This window comes from Streptomyces sp. NPDC127119 (assembly GCF_042677425.1).
GTDB lineage: Bacteria > Actinomycetota > Actinomycetes > Streptomycetales > Streptomycetaceae > Streptomyces.
In genome coordinates this window covers 1-19,896 of record NZ_JBHXTO010000122.1, presented here as the reverse complement: position 1 = coordinate 19,896, position 19,896 = coordinate 1, and the positions used below count along the sequence as shown (strand labels likewise).

Below are 19,896 nucleotides of genomic sequence, written 5' to 3'. Positions count from 1 at the left end.
CAGCGGACGAAGGCTCGGCGACAGCGCCGAACGGCGGGCCGGCCCCCTGGCAGCCGCCGCACGGGGGGGGCACGCCGGTTCCTTACCGACCGCCCGGGACGATCCCCCGCGTCGCCCCGGACGGACGGCAGCCCGGAAGTGATCCCCGAGGGGACCGGCCCGGACGCGCTGAGTATAGTTGGCTGGCAGCCAGTCAACGCAGGAGTACATAGGATGTCCCCTCGCAGCGCATCGGTCAATGAAGAGTTGCGGCGACGTTCCCGCGAGAGGCTTCTGCAGGCGGCTCTGGAGCTCGTGGGCGAGCGCGGATACGACGCCACGACGCTGGGCGACATCGCGGACCGCGCGGGCTCCGCCCGGGGTCTCGTCTCGTACTACTTCCCCGGAAAGCGCCTGCTCGTCCAGTCCGCCGTGCACCGGCTGATGCACCGCACGCTGGACGAGGCGCTGGAGCGCGAGCCGCGCACCGAGGACGGGCAGGAGCGGATGGCACGGGCCATCGACGCGATTCTGGGCCTCGCCCGGGACCATCCGGTCGTGATGCGCCAGCACATGGCGGGCATCCTGCAGGGCGAGGGGTTCAAGCAGTGTCCTGAGCAGCGCCGGCTGGCCGAGCTGCTGAGCGACACCATGTCCCGCTACGGCTCACCGGACACGGCCGCCGACTACCCGATGCTGCGGGCGCTGCTGATGGGCGCGGTGTACGCGGCCCTGGTGCCCGGGGTCCCGATGCCGGTGCCGGTGCTGCGGGCCGAGTTGTTCAGGCGGTACGGGCTGGAGTGGGAGCGGGGTGCCCCGCCGGGCGCCGAAGCACCCGGCGGGACGTATCCCGAGGATCTCTCACGGTTCTTCGCTCCCGGGAGCCGCGAGCCGGAAGAAGGTCGCGGTCACGGTGGCGTGGCGAACCAGGAGACGGACGCGGCCGGTCAGTCGAAGTAGTCCGGCTGCGTCTGGACGTTCAGCTCGTCCAGCCGGTTCTTCTTCGCCGGGTCCGTACGACGGTCATCGATCTTCAGAACGTCGAAGCCCTTGGCGATGTCGTTCGAGTAGATGTAGCCGTTGTAGTAGTACGCGGACCAGGAGCCGCCGGTCACCATGGTGGTGGTGCTCAGCGGACCGCGCTCGAAGAAGGCGATCTCCTTGGGCTTCGAGGAGTTCGTGAAGTCCCAGACGGAGATACCGCCCTGGTACCAGGCCTGGACCATGATGTCCTTGCCCTTGACCGGGATCAGCGAGCCGTTGTGGGCGACACAGTTCTCGGTGTCGGCCTGGTGGCGCGGGATCTTGAAGTAGCTCTTGAAGACGAGCTTGCGCTTGTCGCCCTTGCCGACGATGTCGTAGATGCCGTCCGCGCCGCGGTTCGGGCCCACGGTCTCGTTGCAGGTGGCCGCACCGCCGCCGCCCAGCTCGTCCGTGAAGACGACCTTGTTGGCCTTCTGGTTGAAGCTCGCCGAGTGCCAGAACGCGAAGTTCACGTTGTCCTGGACCTGGTCGATGATCTTCGGGTTCTCCGGGTCCTTGATGGAGAACAGGATGCCGTCACCCATGCAGGCGCCCGCGGCGAGGTCCTTGGAGGGCAGCACGGTGATGTCGTGGCAGCCGGTGGTCTTGGAGACACCCGGGTTGGTCGGGCCACCGGGGTTGCCGCCGCCGTCCGGGCCCTCACCGGGGAACAGGACGGGGAAGTTGACGACCGCGGCCTTCTCGGGCGCCTTGCGCGGCACCTTGATGATCGAGATGCCGTCGTGCGGCGGCTGGCAGTCGGGGAACGTGGCGCTCGGCGAGTACGAGGACACGTAGATGTAGACGTTCTTGCGCTCCGGCACCAGCGTGTGGGTGTGGGAGCCGCAGGCGGTCTCGACGGCGGCGACGTACTTCGGGTTCTTCTTGTCGCTGATGTCGAAGACCTTCATGCCCTCCCAGGAGGACTTCTCGGTCGCGGGCTGCGTGGTGCTGCTGCAGGAGTTGTCGCTGCGCGAGGAGTCCGTCGACAGGAAGAGCAGGTCGCCGGAGACGGTGATGTCGTTCTGCGAACCCGGGCAGAGCACCTGGGAGACCGTCTTCGGGGCCTTCGGGTTGCTGATGTCGAAGATGCGGAAGCCGTCGTAGTTGCCGGCGAACGCGTACTTGCCCTGGAAGGCGAGGTCCGAGTTGGTGCCGGGCAACGCGTCCTTGGGGATGTTCGCGAGGTGCTGGATGTTGTCCGAGTGGACGATCTCGTCCTGCCCGGGTATCTCGCCGCTCGCGATCGCCGCTCGCGCCTCGGCCGCCTCGCTCTTGGAGACCTTCTCCGAAGTCACCGGAGCGTCCCCGGGGTCGGGGGTCGCGACCGCGGGTCCTGCCGTGAGCAGGGCGGCCAGCAGGCCGGCCGCGGTGGCGGCAACTCCCAGACGTCTGCGCCGCGTTCGGTGATTGTTCAACAGGGTCACTGCGTCCTCCCTTGTAGCCGTTCGCAGTCGAACGGTTCAGGTACCACCGCAGTATCGTCTTCATCATGCACAGATCAACAGGTGGCAACGCATTCGTAATGAATGTTTTTGATCATTGGCGCGCGGAAGCGTGCTAGGACGGTCATCGACACTCACAAGGTGTCCGTACTCGTCAGATGTCTGCCGATTCATGTGCCACAGGAGGTCACTGTGCTCGCTCGCCGTACGTCCCGCCGTCTGATCACGGCGTCCGTGACGGCCGCCGTTCTCGCACTCGGCGGCTGCACGGGCTCCGACGACGAGGCCAAGTCAGCGCCGGACACGGGCCCTTCGGTGATCGCGCCGGGCAAGCCGGGCGAGGCCGCCGAGACGCTCTCCGCCGCGGACGCCGCGAAGCAGCGCTCCGATGACGACACCCCCAACTCCGCGGACTTCGACTACGCCCGGATGATGATCGAGCATCACACCCAGGCCATCGTGATGACCGAACTCGCCCCGAAGCAGGCCTCGTCGACGCCGGTGAAACGCCTCGCCGAACGGATCGCCGCCTCACAGGGCCCGGAGGTCGAGACGATGAAGGCCTGGCTCAAGAACCACGGCGGCGACAAGAAGGACGCCAAGGGGTCCGGGGAGCACCACCACGACGTGATGCCCGGCATGGCGACCGAGGCGCAGCTCAAGACGCTGCGCGCGGCGAAGGGCAAGGCGTTCGACGAACTCTTCCTGACACTGATGATCACCCATCACAACGGCGCGATCACCATGGCGACGGACGTCCTCTCCCAGGGCAACAACATCCAGATAGGCGAAATGGCCGACGACGTGATCGCCCAACAGACGAGCGAGATCAGCAGGATGCGCGAGATGTGACACGCCCGCCCCGCAGGAGGGGCAGCCCCGCAGGGGCGCCCCTCAAGGGGCGCGGGGAACTGCGCGCCCAGCCACGACGCACCCGCACCCGGGCGACAAGCAACCGCCCCTCCTCGGACGCCGCCCGAACCAGATGGCGTCAGCGTCGAACATGCCGCGGCGCCAAAAGCCCCGCATCCCGCGCCCCCGCGATCAACCTGAGCGACCGCCGCCGGCTGTACCCCGTCGCGGACATCACCGCGAGCACCGGATCCCGCCCCGCCCGCTGGGCCGCCAGATACTCCCCGGCGACCAGGCGGCGGCTCTCGACACCGCGCGGCAGCGCAGGGCGCGCGTGCCGCTTTTCGGGGCTCCCGTCACCACCCACGGCGCCCGCCACCACGGGCGCGCCCCCGCACGCCTCAAGAAGCGGCCCCTCGATCCAGTCGGCGAGCACGGCCAGGTCGTCGAGGGAGAGCGCGGGCCGGGCCCGTACGTCCTCGACGGCGACGCCGCCCTCGCACACCGCCGCGAGCAGGTCGACACCGGCGCCGTCGGCGAAACTCAGCCGGACGTTGCACCACGTCGTGGCGGTGTCGTTCTCCCGCACTTCCCAGGCGCGCCGTACGGACACCGCCCCGTCCGGCTCATCACGATCAGAAAGATTAAGAAAGGATGTTTCCAGCACATACTCAACGTAACCGCATGATCACATTCATTGCGGCCAGGCACGCGCGAGGGGTCCGCGCGGCACACGGTCGGCGCAGCGCCTCGCCCCGGCCGCCTTCCGACCGCATCCCGGCCCGTTCCCGCCCCTCCCCCGACGCGCGGTGCGATGCGATGCTGGAAGCGCCAGCGAGCTTCTCGTTCTCCTCGGGGAAGGGGTTGTGCCGTGCTGCAGGTCGCCGTCGTCGGTTCGGGGCCGAGTGGGGTGTACGCCGCGCAGGGTCTCGTCCAGCAGGAGCTGGTGCCCGGGATCCGGGTCGATGTGCTGGACCGGCTGCCGTGCCCGTACGGCCTGGTGCGCTACGGCGTGGCGCCCGACCACGAGAAGATCAAGTCGTTGCAGGGCACGCTGCGTACGGTCCTGGAACACGAGCGGGTGCGGTTCCTCGGCGGAGTCCGGATCGGCCCGGAGGGACTGCCCGCCACCCGGCTCCGGGACTTCTACCACGCGGTCGTGTACTGCGTGGGCGCCGCCACCGACCGGCATCTCGGCGTGCCGGGCGAGGAGCTGCCGGGCAGCTGGTCGGCGACCGACTTCGTGTCCTGGTACAGCGCGCACCCGGACGTCGTGACCGACAGGTTCGGGGCCGGCGGTTTCGTGGCCGGCGCGCGGGCGGCGGTCGTCATCGGCGTGGGGAACGTGGCGGTGGACGTGACCCGCATCCTGGCCCGCGGCGCCGCGGAACTGAGCCCGACCGACATGCCCCAGGCGGCACTCGACGCGCTGTCCGCCAGCCAGGTGCGGGAGATCCAGATGGTGGGCCGGCGCGGCCCATCGCAGGCCCGCTTCACCACCAAGGAACTGCGGGAACTGGGCGGCCTGCCGGACACCGAGGTCTTCGTGGATCCGGCGGAGCTGGCGCTCGATCCGGCGTACCTGGATCCGTCCGCCCTGCCCGCCGCGCAGCGACGCAACGTCGAGGTGCTGCGCGGGTGGGCCGAGCGTCCGCGGGCCGTCGGCTCCCGGCGGATCCGGCTCCGCTTCTTCCTGCGGCCGGTCGCGCTGCTCCCGGACGGCGACGGGCGCGTGGGCCGGGTCCGCTTCGAACGGACCGTCCCGGACGGCCTCGGCGGCGTGACGGGCACGGGGCGGTACGAGGACATCGAGGCCCAGTTGGTCCTGCGCTCGGTCGGCTACCGCGGGGTTCCGCTGGAGGGCCTGCCGTTCGACGCGGACCGCGGCACGGTCCCGCATCTCGCGGGCCGCGTCCTGCGGGCGGGCTCGGTCGCGCCCGGGGAGTACGTGGCCGGCTGGATCAAGCGCGGCCCGACGGGCGTCATCGGCACGAACCGCCCCTGCGCGAAGGAGACAGTGACCTCGCTCCTGGAGGACGCCCCCGCCCTCGTACAGCGTGAGATCCCGTCCGACCCGCTCGCCGCCCTGCGGGCCGAGGGCCTGCGTCCGGTGGACTGGTCGGGCTGGCAGTCCATCGAACGGGCGGAGGCGGCCCTGGGTGCGTCCCTGGGCAGGCACGTGGTCAAACTCCCCGACTGGCAGGCACTGATGGATGCGGCCCAGCCCCTTTAGGAGCGCGGGGAACGGCGCGGCCGACCCCCACCGGCCCGCAGGCGACGAACAACCCCTCCGGGCAGGACACCAACCGGCAACACCCCTGAAATCAACATTCTGTTTAACCCCCGTACGGTCACGGACAGCCCCCCTCCCCGCCACTCCAGGAGTCATGCCCATGACATCCCCCGTTCCGGAGCCCGCACGGCAGGTGCACCCCGTGCACCCGGTGGACGAGATCCCACCCGTCCACAAACTCGCCGCGTTCGGCCTCCAGCACGTCCTCGCGATGTACGCGGGCGCCGTGGCCGTCCCCCTGATCGTCGGCAGCGCGATGAAGCTGTCGCCCGCGGACCTCGCGTACCTGATCACCGCGGACCTGCTGGTGTGCGGCATCGCGACGCTCATCCAGTGCGTCGGCTTCTGGCGGTTCGGGGTGCGGCTGCCGATCATGCAGGGGTGCACCTTCGCGGCCGTGTCGCCGATGGTGCTGATCGGGACGGGCGGCGGCGGACTGCCCGCGATCTACGGCTCGGTGATCGTCGCAGGTCTAGCGATCATGCTGCTGGCGCCGGTCTTCGGGAAGCTGCTGCGGTTCTTCCCACCGCTCGTCACGGGCACGGTGATCCTGATCATCGGGCTCTCGCTGCTGCCGGTGGCCGGCAACTGGGCGGCGGGCGGAGCGGGTTCGGCGGACTTCGGTGAGCCGGAGAACCTGGCGCTGGCCGCCTTCGTGCTCGCGGTGGTGCTCGGCGTACAGCGGTTCGCGCCGGCGTTCCTGAGCCGGATCGCGGTACTGATCGGCATCGTCGTGGGTCTCGCGGTCGCGGTCCCGTTCGGCTTCACGGACTTCGGCGGGGTCGGGGACGCGCACTGGCTCGGTATCAGCACGCCGTTTCACTTCGGCGCCCCCGCCTTCGAGGCGTCGGCGATCGCGTCGATGCTGGTCGTGGCGCTGGTGACGATGACCGAGACGACGGGTGACTTCATCGCGGTGGGCGAGATGACGGACCGCAGGATCGAGCCCCGGACGCTGGCCGACGGGCTGCGCGCGGACGGCCTGTCCACGGTCCTGGGCGGTGTGTTCAACACCTTCCCGTACACGGCGTACGCGCAGAACGTCGGCCTCGTCGGCATGACACGGGTCCGCAGCCGCTGGGTCGTGGCCGTCGCGGGCGGCATCCTCGTCCTGCTCGGCCTGCTGCCCAAGCTGGGCGCGGTGGTCGCGGCGATACCGGCTCCGGTGCTCGGCGGCGCCGGTCTGGTCATGTTCGGCACGGTCGCCGCGAGCGGCCTGCGGACCCTGGCCCAGGTGGACTTCAAGGGCAACGACAACCTGACGGTCGTGGCCGTCTCGGTGGCCGTGGGCATGCTGCCGGTCGGCGTACCAACGGTGTACGAGAAGTTCCCGGACTGGTTCCAGACGGTGATGAACAGCGGGATCAGCGCGGGCTGCCTCACGGCGATCGCACTGAACCTCCTCTTCAACCACCTCGGCCCGAAGGGCGGTTCACAGGTGGACGGTTCAGAGGTCGACGGTTCGGAGGCGCGTGGTACAGAGGCGGGTGGTCCGGAGGTACCCGGGATTCCCGCGCAGGGCGGTTCAGCGGCCCCCGAGCCGGACGGCCTGACGGGCGGCCGCGGCGAGGACGCTGTCGAGAAGTCCCGGGAAGAGACCGTCTAGGTCGTCCCGGCGCAGCCCGTTCATCTTGGCGGTGCCCCGGTAGATCTGCCGGATCACCCCGGCCTCGCGCAGCACCCGGAAGTGGTGCGTGGTCGTGGACTTGGTGACGGGCAGGTCGAAGTGCGAACAGGAGAGCTCGTCGCCGTCGGCGGCGAGCTCCCGCACGACCTGCAGCCGCAGCGGGTCGGACAGCGCGTGCAGCACGGCCTCCAGCCGGATCTCCGCCCGCTGCGGGTGCGGCAGATCGCGGCTGCTGCCGGTCGGGGCGGCGATCGTCACGGCGGCTCCAGTACGTCGGGTCCGGAGGTCTCCCCGGAGTTCCCCATTGTACGAGAACTCTCGTAGTTTGACATCCACCGTAGTACGATGCTTATCGTACGAGTCGACCACCCCGCCCCGCCATGATTGGAGTCCGCCGTGAGCGCGCTCTTCGAGCCCTACACCCTGCGCGAGCTGACCGTCCCGAACCGGGTCTGGATGCCGCCGATGTGCCAGTACTCGGCCGCGCCGGAGGGCCCCGAGGTGGGCGCGCCGAACGACTGGCACCTCCAGCACTACGGGGCGCGCGCCGCCGGCGGGACGGGCCTGATCATCGTCGAGGCCACCGCGGTCAGCGCCGAGGGCCGGATCTCGCCGTACGACCTGGGCATCTGGAACGACACCCAGGTCGAGGCGTTCCGGCGGATCACGCGCTTCCTGGTGTCGCAGGGCACGGTCCCGGCGATCCAGCTCGCGCACGCCGGCCGCAAGGCCTCCACGGACCGCCCCTGGACGGGCGGCGCGCCGGTCGGACCCGACGCGCACGGCTGGCAGGCGGTCGCACCGAGCCCGCTCGCCTTCGACGAGAACCACCCCGTGCCGACCGAGTTGACGGTGGACGGGATCCGCGAGGTCGTCGGCCAGTTCGCCGACGCCGCACGGCGGGCGCTGGACGCCGGTTTCGAGATCGCCGAGGTGCACGGCGCGCACGGCTACCTGATCGGCGAGTTCCTCTCCCCGCACTCCAACCGGCGCACGGACGCGTACGGCGGCTCGTACGAGAACCGGGTGCGCTTCGCCCTGGAGGTCGTCGACGCCGTGCGCGAGGTGTGGCCCGACGACAAGCCGCTGTTCTTCCGTATCTCGGCCACCGACTGGCTGGAGGAGAACGGCTGGACGGCCGACGACACGGTCCGTCTCGCCGCCGACCTGACCGCCCACGGTGTCGACCTGGTCGACGTGTCCACGGGCGGCAACGCGGCCGGTGTACGCATCCCCGTCGGGCCCGGCTACCAGGTCCCCTTCGCCGCCCGCATCAAGGACGAGACCTCCATGGCCGTCGCCGCCGTCGGTCTCATCACCGAGGTGGAGCAGGCCGAGAAGATTCTCGCGAACGGCGAGGCGGACGCCGTGCTGCTCGGCCGGGAACTGCTGCGCAACCCCTCGTGGGCCCGGCACGCGGCCCGCGAACTCGGGGACTCCGTGCACGTTCCGGACCAGTACCACCGTTCGGTCTGACGGGCCCGCCACCCGGGGTCCTTCGGAATCCGCGACCCCGGGTCCGTGGCCGGTCGGGGACTACCGCCGGCTGTCGAGCCAGTCCGCGAAGCGGGTCTCGGCGAGATGGGCCCCGGGGCCGGGCAGCAGTTCGCGTCCCTGGGGGTTCGCGCCGAAGTAGCCGACGGACTCGTCGGTGACGACCTCGCGCGGGTCCTTCTCTGCCGCCAGACCCGTACGGACGAACGCGTCGAGGTGCAGCTCCTCCGGGCCCGCCACCTCGGTGGTGCCGTTCAGGGGAGCCGCCACGGCGACCCGGGCGACCGCCGCGACCACGTCGTCGGACGCGAGGGGCTGGAGCAGCGAGGAAGGCAGCCGGACGGTGTCGCCCTCGGTGGACCCGGCCGCGATGCCCTTCACGAACTCGAAGAACTGCGTGGCCCGCACGATGGAGTACGGGATCCCGGACTCCTTGATCAGCTCCTCCTGGGCGACCTTGGCGCGCAGGTAGCCCGAGGCGGGCAGCGCGTCGCTGCCCACGACCGACAGGGCGACATGGTGTCCCACGCCCGCCGCGGCCTCGGCCGTCACGAGGTTGCCCGTGGACATGCGGAAGAACTCCAGTACCGCGCTGTCCTCGAAGGAGGGCGAGTTCGACACGTCGACGACGACCTCCGCGCCCTTCAGCGCCTCGTCGAGTCCCTCTCCGGTGATGCTGTTGACGCCGGTGTTCGGGGAGGCCGGGAGGACGTCGTGGCCGTCCGCGCGGAGCCTGTCCACGAGCTTCGACCCGATGAGGCCGGTACCGCCGATCACTACGAACTTCATGGTGAGACCCTTCCGGTTTCGTCCGTCGGAATCGGACGTGCTTCACCATGCTGACCGGGCAGGGTCCGGATCTGTGACAGCCGGCGCGGCCTCAGCCGGTTTTCCACCTCCACTGGGGGCCGACCCGCTCCCACTCCGTGTCCCACTGGTCGAGCCGCTGCCGCTGCAGGCGCTCCGCGACCAGCCGTCCGCCCGCGAGCGGCACGAGCGCCGCGGTCGTGCCCACCAGGACCCCGATCAGTCCCGCCCGCAGGCTCGCCTGGGCCTCCGTGGCGGGCCGGGTGACCATACGCCCCTGGAGATCGGTCCACACGGTGACCGGGGTCCCCGCCGCGCTGCCCGGCTCGACCCGGGTCTGCCCCCGGTGGGCGGGCCCGTCCGCGGCGGGCCAGCGGACCTCGGCCCACACCTGTTCGGAACCGGAGGCCGTCCCCGGCGCGCGCTCGGTGAGCACCGCGGTCACGGGACGCCACTCGGCCCGCTCCCGCGCGAGATTCAGCTCGACCGACCGCGTCGCCCACAGGCCCCCGAGCGTTCCGACGAGCACGGCCAGCAGCCCGACGGCGAGCATGGTCCAGGCCTCGATCCTGTCGCTGCGCCGCCGCAGCGGATTGGGCCACCATCGCCACAGCAACGCCCTCGGACCACGCAAAGCCGCCATCGGGGCCCCTCTCCACACGCGCACACAGGACCCCCTCCCATACGCGAGCGGCGGCCCGGTTGCTCACGAGACCTGCCCCACATCCCCGGCGCGTCGCGAAGTCACCGGTGATCTCCGCTGGGAATCGCCCTGACCTGCACCGATATGCCGTCCGGGGGTGACTGTCAGTGGTGGGGTGCAGACTGGCCGACATCTGAGACAACGACGTCCGGAGGTGGATCGGCATGACCGAGGTTCTACTCACGGTTGGCACGCGCAAAGGACTGTTCGTCGGGCGGCGGCGGGGTGGCGCGTGGGAGTTCGACGACAGCCCGTACTTCAACGCCCAGGCGGTCTACTCGGTCGCGATCGACACCCGTCGTGACGTGCCGAGACTTCTCGTGGGAGGCGACAGCGCGCACTGGGGCCCGTCGGTGTTCCACTCCGACGACCTGGGGCGCACCTGGACCGAACCGGCCAAGGCGGCCGTCAAGTTCCCCCAGGACACGGGTGCCTCGCTGGAGCGGGTCTGGCAACTGCACCCGGCGGCGGCCGAGCCGGACGTGGTGTACGCGGGTACGGAACCCGCCGCGCTGTACCGCTCGACGGACCGCGGCGAGTCCTTCGAGCTCGTCCGCCCGCTCTGGGAGCACCCCACCCGTTCACGGTGGGTGCCGGGCGGCGGCGGTGAGGGCCTGCACACGATCCTGACCGACGCCCGTGATCCGCGGGCGGTGACGGTCGCCGTGTCCACGGCCGGTGTCTTCCGTACGAAGGACGGCGGGGAGAGCTGGACGCCGTCCAACTCCGGGGTCTCGGCGGTGTTCCTGCCCGATCCGGACCCGGAGTTCGGCCAGTGCGTCCACAAGGTCACACAGGACGCGGCCACGGCCGACCGGCTCTATCTGCAGAACCACTGGGGTGTGTACCGCAGCGACGACGCCGGGGCGCACTGGACGGACATCGGTGAGGGGCTGCCGTCCACGTTCGGCTTCGCCGCGGCGGCGCACCCACACCGCGGCGAGACCGCGTACGTGTTCCCCATCAACGCCGACTCCGACCGGGTCCCGGCGGACCGCCGATGCCGTGTCTTCCGCACGGCGGACGCGGGCAGGAGCTGGGAGCCGCTGACGGCGGGGCTGCCGCAGGAGGACCACTACGGCACGGTGCTGCGGGACGCCCTGTGCACGGACGGCGCGGACCCGGCGGGCGTGTACTTCGGCAACCGCAACGGAGAGGTGTTCGCCTCGGCGGACGACGGCGACACCTGGCAGCAACTGGCGTCCCACCTGCCGGACGTGCTCTGCGTACGGGCCGCGGTGATCGATTGAGCCCCCGCACACGGCCGGTGTCGGCGGCGGGGCCGGTGTCCGCGGCACGGCCGGCCGGTGGCGGTCGCCCGAGCCGTGACACCCGGCGGGGCGTCAACACCCTTCGGTGGCACCGCACATGTCACCGCGGGGCATGCGGCGGCCTCGGGTTGATCGACGGCCCGTGTACGGCAGTAGGGTGACGCCGTGGCACCACGACCGTTGCATGAGATTGTCGAACCCGGCTGGGCCAAAGCCCTCGAACCGGTGGCCGGACGGATCACGGAGATGGGGGACTTCCTGCGCGCGGAGATCGCCGCGGGACGCACCTACCTACCCGCTGGTTCGAACGTGCTCCGCGCCTTCCAACAGCCCTTCGACGACGTCCGGGTCCTGATCGTCGGCCAGGACCCCTATCCGACTCCGGGACACGCCGTGGGGCTGTCGTTCTCGGTCGCACCCGAGGTGCGGCCGCTGCCCGGCAGCCTCATCAACATCTACCGGGAACTGAGCACCGACCTGGGCCTGCCCCCGCCGTCGAACGGCGATCTGACCCCCTGGACCCAGCAGGGTGTGCTGTTGCTCAACAGGGCGCTCACCACGGCCCCGCGCAAACCGGCCGCACACCGCGGCAAGGGCTGGGAAGAGGTCACCGAACAGGCGATCCGGGCCCTGGCCGCACGGGGAAGACCGCTGGTGTCGATCCTGTGGGGCCGCGACGCCCGCAACGCCCGCCCCCTCCTCGGCGACCTCCCTTCGGTGGAGTCCGCGCATCCGTCGCCGATGTCGGCGGACCGCGGCTTCTTCGGCTCGCGGCCCTTCAGCCGGGCCAACGACCTGCTGACCCGCCAGGGCGGCGCACCGGTGGATTGGCGGCTGCCGTGACCGGTCCCGGCGGCGGGGCGGGTGGCGGGTCGAGCGGTGGGACGGGCGGTGGGTCCGGTGTGCTGGGGGTGGACTCCGGCGGGTCGGGGATGCGGGTCGTCCTGGCCGTCGACGGGGGGCGGATCACGGCTCCCCTGACGTCCGGGGAGCCGGTGCGCACCGGGCCACGCGGCATCGACGCCGGACATCTGCTCGGGCACCTGCTGCCGATGGCACGGCAGTTGATGGCCGACACCGGGGTCGGCACGCTCCGGGCCGTCACCGTCGGCGCGGCCGGTCTCACCACCTTGGGCGACTCGCTGCGCGCCGAGCTGCCGTCGGCACTGGCCCGCGAACTCGGCGTGCGGCGGCTGGCGCTGGTCGCCGACGCCGTCGCGGCCTACACGGGCGCGCTGGGGCAGCGGGTGGGCGCGGTCGTCGCGGCCGGTACGGGGATGATCGCGATCGGCACGGACCTGCGTGAGTGGCGCAGGGCGGACGGCTGGGGCCATCTGCTCGGCGACAGCGGCAGCGGGGCCTGGATCGGCCAGGCCGGCCTGGACGCGGCCCTGCGCGCCTACGACGGGCGGCCCGGCGGTTCGGCGCCGCTCCTGGCCCGCGTGGAGGCGGTGTTCGGTTCCGCCCCGGCCGTGCCGGGGCGGCTCTATCCGCGCCCGGACCGGCCGGCCGTGCTGGCGGCCTTCGCGCCCGAGGTGGCCACCTGCGCCGACGGCGGCGACCCGGCCGCGCTCGGCATCCTGGCCGCGGCGGCCCGGCACATCGCCGACTCGGCCGCCGCTGTGTGCCCCACCGAGGCGGACGTGCCGCCCGGCGGGGCCGAGGGGGCGGGCGAGGTGCGCCTCGCGCTCACCGGCGGGCTGTTCCGGATGGGCGACCCCCTGCTCGTACCGCTGCGGGCCGCGCTGGCGGAGCGGCTGCCGCACGTGCGGGAGGTACCGGCCGCGGGCGACCCCCTCGACGGGGCCGTCGGCATCGCCGTCGAGCTCGCCGACGACCGGCTCACGCTGCCGCGCGACGACAGCATGCTGCTCGTCGTACGGGACCTCTCGGTCGCCGCGGGAGCCCCGGACAACCGTTCACAAGATCGCTCTCCGTGATCCACAGATAACCAGGGAGATCGCTCCGCGCGTAACTCATCAGACAAAACCGGACGGATACCGCTCACCTGCACCCTCCCCGAACAGGGGAGCCCCGGAAACCAGTAACATTCGGCGCCATGAGCTCCCCCACTGGGCCCGCGTCCGGCCTGCCAGTACGAATGCCGCGACCCCGCCAGCCCGGTCGGCACCGCCGGCCGGAACCGTTGGCGGCTCCCGAGGGCGCGCCCGCGCTCGTCCTCGCGGTGCCGGGCACGCCCAGCACCGCCACCCGCAGCCTCGTCGAGGAGGTCGTGAGCATCGCGCGCTCCGAGCTGCCCGGCCTCGACGCCAGGATCGGGTACCTCGACGGGGACGACACCGAGTTCCCCACTCTCCAGACGGTGCTCGCGCACGCCTCCGAGGAGCGTGCTCAGCGCTTCGAGCAGGCCCGCGCGGCCGGCGTGGACGTGGTGGAGCCCGACGGGCCCGTCGCCGTGGTCGTGCCGCTGCTCGCCGGCCCGGACAACGCGCTGCTGCGCCGCGTCCGCCAGGCCGTCATGGACAGCCGTGTCGCGGCCGACCTGACGGATGTGCTCGGCCCGCACCCGCTGCTCGCCGAGGCGCTGCACGTGCGCCTGTCCGAGGCGGGCCTGGCGCGCGCCGACCGGGCCAGGCTGTTCACCGTGGCGACCGCCGCGGACGGCATCATCCTCGCGTCCGTCGGCGGTGACGAGGCCGTGCAGGCGGCCGGGATCACCGGCATGCTGCTCGCCGCGAGACTCGCCGTGCCCGTGATGGCGGCGGCGCTGGACGAGGAAGGCTCGATCGCGGCCACCGCCGAGCAGCTGCGCAACTCCGGTTCGCAGCAGCTGGCGCTCGCCCCGTATCTGATCGGCCCCGAGCTGGAGCCGGGTCTGCTCGACGAGGCGGCCAAGGAGGCGGGCTGCTCCGCCGCCGAGGCGCTGGGCCCGTACCCGGCGATCGGCAAGCTGGCGCTGGCCAGGTACACGTCGGCGCTCGGTATCGCGCCGCCGCAGCCGCAGGGCGCGCCGGTCCGCTGACGCGCCGACCGGGCGGTACCGCACAGGGCACCAACCCCGAAGGGCCCGCTCCGTCTCCGGAGCCGGGCCCTTCGGGGTTCCCGAGCCTCCTGGGGAGCCCTTCAGGGTCCCTCCAGCGGCCCCTAGACAGCCCCTCGGTGGAATCGCTCAGTCGAGCACCACGCAGGACGCCGCGGGCGCCCTGACCGACCCGCCGCGCTGCGGAACACCCGTGTCGGGGTCCACCGAGAACCACGCGACATGCCCCGAGCGCTCGTTGGCCACGTACAGGAAGCGGCCCGTCGGGTCCAGGGTCAGGGCGCGCGGCCAGATGCCGCCGCAGGAGACCGTGGCGACCAGTTTCAGGCCCTCGTCGGGCGCGCCGGGCACGAGCACGGAGACGACGTCCTGGCCGCGCGTGGCGGTCCACACGAAGCGGCCGTCGGGTGACACGACGATGCCGGACGGGTAGGCGTCGCCGTCCGGGAGGTCGGCCAGCACGGAGGTCTCCCCCACCGGCCTGAGCGCGCCCTTGACGGCGTCCCAGCGGCAGGCGGTGACGGTCGGCGACAGTTCGTTGAGGACGTACGCGCGCTCGCCGTCCGGGTGGAACGCCAGGTGGCGGGGCCCCGAACCGGGCCGCAGCGCGATCTCCCGGTGCAGCGCGAGCGTGCCGTCGCGCAGCGCGCACACCCGGACCGAGTCGGTACCGAGGTCGACGCTCACCGCCCACCGGCGGCTCGGGTCGGGCTGGACGTGGTGGGCGTGCGGGCCCTGCTGGCGCTGGGTGTGCGGCCCCGCGCCCTCGTGCTGCAGCACCCCGGAGACCGCGCCGAGGCTCCCGTCGTGGCGCACGGGCAGGGCGCTGACACTGCCGGAGCCGTAGTTGGCGGTCAGGACATGACCGTCGAAGAGGCTCAGATGCGTGGGCCCGCTGCCGCCGACCCGTACCAGCGGGCCGGCCAGGGACGGCTCGTCGCCCTTCACCCGGTAGGCGGCGACCGCGCCCTGGGTCGTCTCGCTCACCGCGTAGAGCATGTCCCCGCCCGGCGACAGGGCCAGGTACGAGGGGTCGGCGACGCTGTTCACGGCGCTCAGCAGCGTCAGCGCGCCGGTGTCCCCGTCCACGGCGGCGGTGAGCACGCCCAGGCCTCCCGCCGCCGTGAAGGAGCCGATGTACGCCCGTCGCTGCCGTCCGCCGCCGCCGTCCGTCACTGCGTCCCCTCTCGGTGCCACGTCATGACCACGCCCTTCTCCGGTTCCTGTCGGGTTCCTGGGGGCGACGGTAGCAGCGAATGGCCTAGACCAAGCGGTGTAGCCGTTCAGGCGTGTACGGCGGTTCCGTGGACGCCGTGCTGGTCCAGCAGGGCGAGTTCCTCCTCGGTGAGCGGCGGGAAGTCCAGCGCCCGTACGTTGTGGTCGAGTTGCCAGGTCGAACTCGCCCCGATCAGTGCGCTGGTGACCTGCGGCAGCCGCAGGACCCACTGCAGGCCGAGCCGGGCCAGGGACTGGCCGCGTTCGCGGGCCGGTTCGTTGAGCGCCGTTGCCCGTTTCCGGTAGGTGTCGTCGATGACGTCCGGTGACAGGAAGGAGCTGTTGCGGGCCCGGGTGCTCGTGGGGACCGCGCCGGTGAGGTACTTGTCGGTGAGCAGCCCCTGGGCCAGGGGGCTGTGGACGACGAGACCGAAGCCGTCCCGGGCGGCGAGTTCGATCAGCCCGTCACGTTCGGGGCGCCGGTCGAAGAGGGAGTAGCGCGGCTGATGGACGAGCAGCGGCACTCCGGCCCGGCGCAGCAGTACGGCGGTCTCGTGGGCCCGTTCGGCGGGGTAGTTGGAGATGCCCGCGTACAGCGCCGTCCCCGAGGTGACCGCGCTCACCAGCGCTCCGACCGTCTCCTCCAGCGGGGTGGAGGGGTCGGGGCTGTGGCTGTAGAAGATGTCGACGTGGTCGGTGCCGAGGTCGCGCAGGCTCTGGTCGAGCGGGTCAGCAGTGACTTGCGGGAGCCGCCCCGCTGGTAGGGGCCGGGGCCGATCGGGTTGCCGGCCTTGGTCGACAGGATCAGTTCGGTCCGGTGGGGGGCGAGATCCCGGCGCAGCACCTGTCCGAAGAACTTCTCGGCGGCGCGGTGCGGCGGGCCGTAGCGGTTGGCGTTGTCGAAGTGGGTGATCCCCCGGTCGAAGGCGTGCAGCACGATGTCGCGCTGCGTCCCGCAGGGGTAGTCGGTGCCGAACTTCTGCCACAGCCCGAAGGAGAAGGCGGGCAGGGCCAGGCCCGAGGTCCCGGCGCGGCGGTAGGCGAGGTGGTCGTAACGGTCGGCCGCCGGCCGGTACGGGCTGCCGGAGGTGGAGCGAGCGGGCGGGCGGGGCCAGGCCCGTACGGGGTCGGGGCGTCGTCAGGCGACGGTGACGGGGCGGCTGCGCAAGGGCTCGGCGAGTGCCTTCAGCGCCTGCTCCAGACCGTGCAGATGCGTCAGCGCCTGCTCACCGACGGCGGGGTGCGCCGCGGGAACGGGCACATCGATCCCGGCGCGGGCCGCGGCAGGCCCGGTCAGGGCCTCCACCGCGACCTCCACCCGCCGGCAGGCGGCGGCGAGCCGCTCGTCGTGGGAGGCGTCGGGGTCCGCGGCGATCGACGCCAGGCCGCGCACCTCCTGTGCGCACCGGTCCAGCAGCTCGACGACCTGGCGGGCCCTCGTCCTGCGGGCCCGCAGCGGGGCGAGCGGATGGACCAGCGGGGCCAGCGAGAGCCGCACCCGGCCCAACAGCAGTTCCAGCTCGGCGACATACCGGGCCGGGTCGGCGGTCGGGGACCCGGCGAGACGGGCGGCGGCCTCGGAGGTGCAGGCGTGGACGCAGTGCAGCGCCCGCTCGATCCACGCGTCGGTCGTGGCGTGCGTGGTCACCGGCAGCACCAGCAGGACGGCGAGCGCCGCGCCGAGCGCCCCCGCCCCCGTCTCCAGCACACGCAGCAGGAGCAGCCCCGGATCGAGCACCCCCAGCAGCCCGTAGAGCAGACCCGCCATCACCGTCACGGCCAGCATCATCCACGTGTAGGACACCGCGGCCGCGTAGAAGATGCCGAACACGCAGACCGCGACGAGCCCCGCGGTGGGGGCGCCGGCTCCGTCCAGCGGAACGGCGATCACCAGGCCGACGGCGATACCGATGACCGTGCCCAGGACCCGTCGGAAGCCCCGCACCAGGGTTTCGCCGCGCGAGGACGTGTTGACGAAGATCCACCAGGCGGTGCCGACGGCCCAGTACCAGCGCTCGTGCGACAGGATCTGGCCCGCGGCGATCGCGAACGCGCAGGCGGCCGTCGCCTGGAAGGCCTGGCGGGTGGTCGGCCGGGCGAGGCCGCGGCCGGTGGGCGGCGCGGGCGCGGCCGGGACCGGACTGCGCCGCTCGATGCACCACGCGCCGAACCGCACGGCCGAGGACGCGGCCAGCGACAGGGACATCGCGGCGTACAGCTGGGGAAGCTGGGCCGGGACGGCGTGCAGGAACTGGGTGATGAAGAAGGTCATGAACGCGAAGATGCCGAGCGCATGACCGCGGGGGCCCCAGCGGCGGGCGTACACCCCGCCGAGGACGACGGCCAGCCAGACGGCGTCGCGGACGGTCGGTACCGCGTGCAGGACGGCCGCGACGGCGAGCACGGGGAAGCCGACGGCGGGCAGCAGGGCGGTGGTGACCGCCTGGCCCCGCACGGTCGCGTCGCCCACGGTGAACAGCGCGAGGAGCGCGGTGAGGCCCCCGGTGATCGAGGCGGGCAGCGAGAGTCCGGCGAGCTCCGACAGGGCCACCGCGAGTCCGATGCCGAGCACCGCGCGCAGCGAGAGCCGCAGCCGTACCAGGCCCGGGTCCGGCGCCATGAACATCTTCTTCACCGTCGGCTGCCCGCCCCCGTTTCGCGTCGACACCTTGAGCATGTGGCCCTGCGGACACGGCCCACAGGCATGGGAATGGCGCCGTGTGTCCGGTCCGGCTTCCTTGCCGTCCGGCGCTTCACGACGCCATCGATACGCCCACGTTAAGCAGGAGAGGGGCGATGGCTCAACAGGCTTCTGATCCACTGGGCCATTGGTACAGTCGGGAATGATCACTCCGGACCACAGGGAGACCAACGGACCATGGCCGTGGACGAGCTCGACACCCGTATCCTCCGGCTGCTCCTGGAGCAGCCGCGCACCAGCGTGCGCGAGTACGCCCGTGTCCTCGGGGTGGCCCGCGGCACGTTGCAGGCGCGGCTCGACCGGCTGGAGCGGGACGGTGTGATCACCGGGACGACCCCCTCGCTCTCCCCCGCCGCACTGGGCCACCCGGTGCTCGCGTTCGTGCACATCGAGGTCACCCAGGGGCATCTCGACGACGTGGGGGACGCGCTGGCCGCCGTGCCGGAGATCATCGAGGCGTTCTCGATCACCGGTGGCGGGGATCTGCTGACGCGGGTCGTGGCACGGGACAACGGCCACCTCGAAGACGTGATCCAGGCGCTGATCAGTCTGCCGGGGGTCGTCCGTACGCGGACGGAGGTGGCGCTGCGGGAACGGGTGCCGCAGCGGGTGCTGCCGCTCGTGGAGTCGATCGGCCGTTCGGCCCGGAGCTGATCATTGGCATCCTGGTCGCATGAGCGATCTCGACGGCATCTCGGTCATCTTCGATCTCGACGGCACCCTCGTGGACAGCGAGCCGAACTACTACGAGGCAGGCCGGCGGACGCTCGCCGGGCAGGGCGTCACGGACTTCACGTGGGCCGACCACGAGCGGTACGTCGGTATCAGCACGCAGGAGACGATCGCGCTCTGGAAGGAGCGGTACGGGCTCGACGCCTCGGCCGACGTGCTGCTCGCCGACAAGAACCGGCGCTATCTGGAACTGGCCCGTGCGTCGACCCCGGTGTACCCGGAGATGCGCGCGTTCGTGGAACTGCTGGCCGGTGACGGGGTCCCGATGGCGGTGGCCTCGGGGTCGTCGCGGCCGGCCATCGAGGCGATCCTGTCGGGCACGGGGCTGGACGAGCGTCTGCGGGTCGTCGTGTCGGCGGAGGAGGTCGCTCTCGGCAAGCCCGCGCCGGACGTCTTCCTTGAGGCCGCACGGCGGCTGGGGGTCACGCCGGGGCGCTGTGTGGTGGTGGAGGACGCGGTGCCGGGGGTGGTGGCGGCGGGGGCCGCGGGGATGCGGTGCATCGCCGTGCCGTATGTCGTGACCCAGGCCGGGGATCCCGCGTTCGCCACGGCGGGGTTGCTTTTCCGCGGCGGCCAGGGGGAGTTCACGGCTCGCGGGGCGTACGAGTGGCTCGGGGGCGGGGCTCCGCCGGTCTGAGGGGTTGGGGGTGAGGGCGGCTGGGTGCGTTCGGCTGCGGGCCGGTGGGGGCGGGCCGCGCAGTTCCCCGCGCCCCCAAGCAGCCTGCGGGGCCTGCGGGGCTGAAAAGCAGGGGC

General features: G+C 72.0%; 18 protein-coding genes and 1 pseudogene. 11 read left to right on the top strand and 8 right to left on the bottom strand.

Annotated elements, in window-relative coordinates:
- Positions 1–213: 213 nt before the first annotated feature.
- Positions 214–939 carry a TetR/AcrR family transcriptional regulator gene (locus tag ACFVH5_RS34485; protein ID WP_384799233.1) on the top strand — a complete coding sequence of 242 codons (726 nt, stop codon included), beginning with the start codon at positions 214–216 and terminating at the stop codon, positions 937–939.
- Here ACFVH5_RS34485 and ACFVH5_RS34480 read toward each other — a convergent pair.
- Entirely contained in the window at positions 927–2,429 is a 1,503-nt protein-coding gene (locus ACFVH5_RS34480) for an LVIVD repeat-containing protein (RefSeq protein ID WP_385837608.1), read from the bottom strand. The two genes, ACFVH5_RS34485 and ACFVH5_RS34480, sit on opposite strands and share 13 nt — an antisense overlap.
- Positions 2,430–2,639: 210 nt before the next feature.
- Between ACFVH5_RS34480 and ACFVH5_RS34475 the strand changes: the two genes are divergently transcribed.
- Complete coding sequence (locus ACFVH5_RS34475; RefSeq protein ID WP_384799245.1) at positions 2,640–3,299, top strand: DUF305 domain-containing protein; 660 nt, start codon at positions 2,640–2,642, stop codon at positions 3,297–3,299.
- A 139-nt stretch (positions 3,300–3,438) separates the two neighbouring features.
- On the opposite strand, the gene ACFVH5_RS34470 is transcribed toward ACFVH5_RS34475, so the two are convergent.
- Complete coding sequence (locus ACFVH5_RS34470; protein WP_385837607.1) at positions 3,439–3,912, bottom strand: DUF6214 family protein; 474 nt, start codon at positions 3,910–3,912, stop codon at positions 3,439–3,441.
- Between the two features lie 258 nt (positions 3,913–4,170).
- On the opposite strand from ACFVH5_RS34470, the gene ACFVH5_RS34465 reads away from it, so the two are divergent.
- Positions 4,171–5,532, top strand: coding sequence for an FAD-dependent oxidoreductase (locus tag ACFVH5_RS34465; protein WP_385837606.1), 1,362 nt, complete (start codon positions 4,171–4,173; stop codon positions 5,530–5,532).
- A gap of 160 nt (positions 5,533–5,692) precedes the next feature.
- Positions 5,693–7,198, top strand: a complete 1,506-nt coding sequence (locus ACFVH5_RS34460; protein ID WP_385837605.1) for a nucleobase:cation symporter-2 family protein — start codon at positions 5,693–5,695, stop codon at positions 7,196–7,198.
- Here the strand turns inward: ACFVH5_RS34460 and ACFVH5_RS34455 are convergent.
- Positions 7,118–7,477 (bottom strand): ArsR/SmtB family transcription factor, encoded by a 360-nt coding sequence (locus ACFVH5_RS34455; protein ID WP_384799254.1) that lies wholly within the window; start codon positions 7,475–7,477, stop codon positions 7,118–7,120. The two genes, ACFVH5_RS34460 and ACFVH5_RS34455, sit on opposite strands and share 81 nt — an antisense overlap.
- Before the next feature lie 138 nt (positions 7,478–7,615).
- Between ACFVH5_RS34455 and ACFVH5_RS34450 the strand changes: the two genes are divergently transcribed.
- Positions 7,616–8,695 (top strand): NADH:flavin oxidoreductase/NADH oxidase, encoded by a 1,080-nt coding sequence (locus tag ACFVH5_RS34450; RefSeq protein ID WP_385837604.1) that lies wholly within the window; start codon positions 7,616–7,618, stop codon positions 8,693–8,695.
- Positions 8,696–8,755: 60 nt separating this feature from the next.
- Here ACFVH5_RS34450 and ACFVH5_RS34445 read toward each other — a convergent pair whose 3' ends face one another.
- Both ACFVH5_RS34445 and ACFVH5_RS34440 read right to left on the bottom strand, forming a co-directional pair.
- Positions 8,756–9,502, bottom strand: a complete 747-nt coding sequence (locus ACFVH5_RS34445; RefSeq protein ID WP_385837603.1) for an SDR family oxidoreductase — start codon at positions 9,500–9,502, stop codon at positions 8,756–8,758.
- Positions 9,503–9,593: 91 nt separating this feature from the next.
- Positions 9,594–10,163 carry a hypothetical protein gene (locus tag ACFVH5_RS34440; protein ID WP_384799263.1) on the bottom strand — a complete coding sequence of 190 codons (570 nt, stop codon included), beginning with the start codon at positions 10,161–10,163 and terminating at the stop codon, positions 9,594–9,596.
- 224 nt (positions 10,164–10,387) lie between these two features.
- Here ACFVH5_RS34440 and ACFVH5_RS34435 point away from each other — a divergent pair, with 224 nt between their 5' ends.
- From ACFVH5_RS34435 to ACFVH5_RS34420, 4 genes are all read left to right on the top strand, one after another.
- Entirely contained in the window at positions 10,388–11,473 is a 1,086-nt protein-coding gene (locus ACFVH5_RS34435; protein WP_385837601.1) for a WD40/YVTN/BNR-like repeat-containing protein, read from the top strand.
- A gap of 186 nt (positions 11,474–11,659) precedes the next feature.
- A complete protein-coding gene (locus ACFVH5_RS34430) occupies positions 11,660–12,337 on the top strand; it encodes a uracil-DNA glycosylase (protein ID WP_384799269.1) in 678 nt (225 codons plus the stop codon).
- Positions 12,338–12,426: 89 nt separating this feature from the next.
- Entirely contained in the window at positions 12,427–13,434 is a 1,008-nt protein-coding gene (locus ACFVH5_RS34425; RefSeq protein ID WP_385837620.1) for an N-acetylglucosamine kinase, read from the top strand.
- Positions 13,435–13,553: 119 nt separating this feature from the next.
- Entirely contained in the window at positions 13,554–14,477 is a 924-nt protein-coding gene (locus ACFVH5_RS34420) for a sirohydrochlorin chelatase (protein ID WP_385837600.1), read from the top strand.
- Between the two features lie 147 nt (positions 14,478–14,624).
- Here ACFVH5_RS34420 and ACFVH5_RS34415 read toward each other — a convergent pair whose 3' ends face one another.
- The 3 genes and pseudogenes from ACFVH5_RS34415 to ACFVH5_RS34405 all read right to left on the bottom strand — a co-directional run bounded on the left by ACFVH5_RS34415 (position 14,625) and on the right by ACFVH5_RS34405 (position 18,336).
- Positions 14,625–15,671, bottom strand: a complete 1,047-nt coding sequence (locus ACFVH5_RS34415) for a lactonase family protein (protein ID WP_385837599.1) — start codon at positions 15,669–15,671, stop codon at positions 14,625–14,627.
- A 107-nt stretch (positions 15,672–15,778) separates the two neighbouring features.
- Positions 15,779–16,647: pseudogene (locus tag ACFVH5_RS34410) on the bottom strand (aldo/keto reductase).
- Between the two features lie 201 nt (positions 16,648–16,848).
- Positions 16,849–18,336, bottom strand: a complete 1,488-nt coding sequence (locus ACFVH5_RS34405; RefSeq protein ID WP_385837619.1) for an FUSC family protein — start codon at positions 18,334–18,336, stop codon at positions 16,849–16,851.
- 252 nt (positions 18,337–18,588) lie between these two features.
- On the opposite strand from ACFVH5_RS34405, the gene ACFVH5_RS34400 reads away from it, so the two are divergent.
- A complete protein-coding gene (locus ACFVH5_RS34400; RefSeq protein WP_385837598.1) occupies positions 18,589–19,065 on the top strand; it encodes an Lrp/AsnC family transcriptional regulator in 477 nt (158 codons plus the stop codon).
- Between the two features lie 19 nt (positions 19,066–19,084).
- Positions 19,085–19,780, top strand: coding sequence for an HAD family hydrolase (locus tag ACFVH5_RS34395; protein ID WP_385837596.1), 696 nt, complete (start codon positions 19,085–19,087; stop codon positions 19,778–19,780).
- Positions 19,781–19,896: the final 116 nt, after the last annotated feature.